The organism is Arthrobacter sp. B0427-1-12 (assembly GCF_059092905.1).
Genome location: NZ_JBNHIC010000129.1, coordinates 1 through 2875, shown reverse-complemented (window position 1 = coordinate 2875; position 2875 = coordinate 1). Strand labels below are relative to the sequence as shown.

The following is a 2875-nucleotide window of genomic DNA, read 5'->3' as shown; positions in this document are numbered from 1 at the left end:
CGGCCGGCCCGGGATACGCCTACCGAAGGGCCATGCACAAGAGCCAGCTGCAAGCCGTCGGAGTGGAAGTTTAGTTCAACGCTGGGAACGCGGCCCAGCGTCGCATAAGCCGGTCCCTCCACCGCAACACCCCTCAGCCCCTCCCCCGCAGGAAAAAAATCCTTGCAGGTACTGGCTTCTCGGTACCGCGCATACCCCGCCCGCACAAGCGCCCGGTGAGCGGGGATATTCGCAACAGATACCATCTGCGTCGCCGCCGGGCTGGCCTTTAATCAAGCTCCGGTTGTGACTGTTAACTCCCGTTTAGCGGTTAAATCGCAGCCTGAAATGGCGGTTTTGCCCTTCCGCTTGGCCTCGGCGGACTGGAAGAGCACCGTGTAGGTGCCGCTCCACCTGTCGCGGTCGTCGGCCAGCAGCTTAACGGCGCCGAGCAACGCGGCGATGTGCATGTCGTGGCCGCAGGCGTGCATCACGCCCACGGCCACGCCGTTGTCCTGGCGGTTGCCGTGGAGGCGTACTCCAGCCCGGAGTCCTCGGTCACCGGCAGGGCGTCGGTGTCCGCACGGGCCGTTGGCCATGACGCCCACAACGCCGGTACCCCTGATGCGCTGCACCTCGAAGCCGAAGGATTCCAGTCCTCTACTGACCGGATCCGCCGTCCGGTGTTCCTGGAGGCTGAGCTCCGGGTTCCGGTGCAGGTCTATGCAGACGTCGCGCTTCCACGCCAACTCCTGGCCCAAAATGGCGAGGACTTCGTTCTCCAGGGACATGAGCCAAACAGTAGGCGGCTACCAGGCGGCGCGCCAGTACTGGTCCGCGCGTGGGTTCCCGTCGCGGGCGACTCCGAGGGCCTTCGCCGCGTTCGCCGGCCAGAGCGCGTCCTGCAGCGCAGCGCGGCCAACGCTCACGCCGTCGGCCTGCCCGGTGACCACCACGTGTTCGGCCTGCGCCGGGTCCGTCAGTAATCCGACGGCGGTGACGAACGAATCCGTGCCCTCCAGCGCCTCGCGCACCGCAGCGGCGAGCGGAACCTGGAAGCCTGGGCCGGAGGGGCCGTGGTACGACCCGATGCCGGCGCTGGAAAGGTCAAATGCGGTGACGCCGAGCTCCCGCGCCTCGCGGACAAAGCGGACCGTGTCGGCCAGCCGCCACCCGCCCTCGACCCAGTCGTCTCCGGAGAGGCGGATCGCCAGCGGCTTGTGGTCCGGCCAGACGGCCCGCACCGCCGCGATGACCTCGCGCGCGTACCGGGTGCGGTTCTTGTAGCTGCCCCCGTAGGCGTCCTCACGGTGGTTGGTCAGCGGGGAGAGGAACTGGTGGATGAGGTAGCCGTGGGCGCCGTGGATCTGGACGACGTCGAACCCCGCCTCGTCCGCTCGGCGTGCGGCGTCCGCCCAAGCCTGGACGGACGCCTGGATCTCGGGGATGTCCATGGCGTGCGGCCGCTCCAACCCGAAAATGTCGGTCGTCGAGGGGCCCACCGTCTCCCAACCGCCCTCGTCCACGGGGATGGAGCCCTCGGCCTGCGCGGGCAACCAGGGGTAGGTGGAGGCCTTGGCGCCGGCGTGTGCCAGCTGGACACCGATCGCCGCCCCCTGCGCGTGGGCGAAGTCCACCACGGGCTTCCAGGCGTCGCGCTGCGCATCGTTCCACAGTCCGGCGTCGAGGTCGGAAATCCGGCCCTCGGGCACCACGGCGGTTGCCTCGGCGACGACGAGCCCGAAGCCGCCGGCGGCCCGAGCTCCGAGGTGCACCAGGTGCCAGTCGTTGGGCACTCCGTCGCGTGCGCTCACCGAGTACTGGCACATCGGCGCCAGCACCGTGCGGTTGCGCAGGCGCAGTCCGGTGCCGTCGGGGGTGGTCAGGGTTGCGGGTTCGAAGAGCTTACTCACGTGAAGCTTCAACCGGGCCGCCGCAGCAGCTATTCCCGCGGGGTGAATCGAAAGCTGCCTTGGCGCAGGAGCCCGTCCTGCCATCACCCGGCTCACTGAACAGTGGGCGCAGGCGTACCCCGCGGAGGGTGAAGACAGTGCTCGGCGTCAGCCAGCGTCCAGGGCCAGGTAGCGGTATACGGTGGCGCGGCTGGCGCCGATGATCCTGCCGATGTCCGACGGCTTGAGGCCCTGGGCCTTCAACTCATGGGCGCGCTTCACGTTCCGGTCCCCGGCGGTGACTTCCCGCCGTCCCGCCCTGCGCCCGTGGGCGGCGGCCGCGACCATTCCTGCCCTGGTCCGCTCGGCCAGCTGGTCACGTTCCAGCTGGGCGAACGCGGACATCACCGTGAGCATGGCCCTGCCCATGGGGCCGGTCGTGGTGATGCCCTCGGTCAGTGACCGGAAGTGGACGCCCCGCCCCTCGAGGTCATCGATGAGCGCCAGCAGGTTGCGGGTGCTGCGGCCCAGCCTGTCGAGCTTCCAGACCACCACCTCATCCCCTTCCCGCAGATGCTCAAGCATCCTGTCCAGTTCCGGCTGGCCGGCCCGCATGCCGCTCACGCCATGGTCCGTGAAGATCCGCCGGCAGCCCGCGGCCTTCAGCGCCGCGTGCTGCAGGTCCGCGTTCTGCTCCAGGGTGCTGACCCTGGCGTATCCGATGCTTGCCATGCCGCTCCCCCGCAGTCCCATCAAAGGCAATAATTCCGATTCCTGAGAATATCAGAAGTAAGACATATTAATGAGACGAGGCAGGCTCTCCAGAAAGCGCCACTTTGTCTCATTTCGAGCGACGGCGGCTGCGGAGAACTTGCCGTCTCAACAGACGATCCTTTCCTGAGACCGGTACGCCAGCTCCCCTCCGGGCCGACGCGGGCTCTGGCGCGGTGGGCTGCGCAGTCCTAGCATGGGCCCAGTAAGTGCTTCCGGACCGTCGGGCCCGC

The 2875-nt window shown here is 68.2% G+C and carries 3 protein-coding genes; all 3 read right to left on the bottom strand.

Features of this window, described 5'->3' with window-relative positions:
- Positions 1-272: 272 nt before the first annotated feature.
- Positions 273-770, bottom strand: coding sequence for a M20/M25/M40 family metallo-hydrolase (locus AC5RWU_RS24060; RefSeq protein WP_493986688.1), 498 nt, complete (start codon positions 768-770; stop codon positions 273-275).
- A gap of 18 nt (positions 771-788) precedes the next feature.
- Positions 789-1892 carry an NADH:flavin oxidoreductase/NADH oxidase gene (locus tag AC5RWU_RS24055; protein WP_494037350.1) on the bottom strand — a complete coding sequence of 368 codons (1104 nt, stop codon included), beginning with the start codon at positions 1890-1892 and terminating at the stop codon, positions 789-791.
- A gap of 147 nt (positions 1893-2039) precedes the next feature.
- Positions 2040-2603: a recombinase family protein gene (locus AC5RWU_RS24050; protein ID WP_493986686.1), complete on the bottom strand. Its 564-nt coding sequence runs from the start codon at positions 2601-2603 to the stop codon at positions 2040-2042.
- Positions 2604-2875 lie beyond the last annotated feature (272 nt).

Excerpts from the sequence above, each read along its gene's own strand:
- AC5RWU_RS24050 (WP_493986686.1), bottom strand. The coding sequence starts at position 2,603 with ATGGCAAGCATCGGATACGCCAGGGTCAGCACCCTGGAGCAGAACGCG.
- AC5RWU_RS24060 (WP_493986688.1), bottom strand. The coding sequence starts at position 770 with ATGTCCCTGGAGAACGAAGTCCTCGCCATTTTGGGCCAGGAGTTGGCG.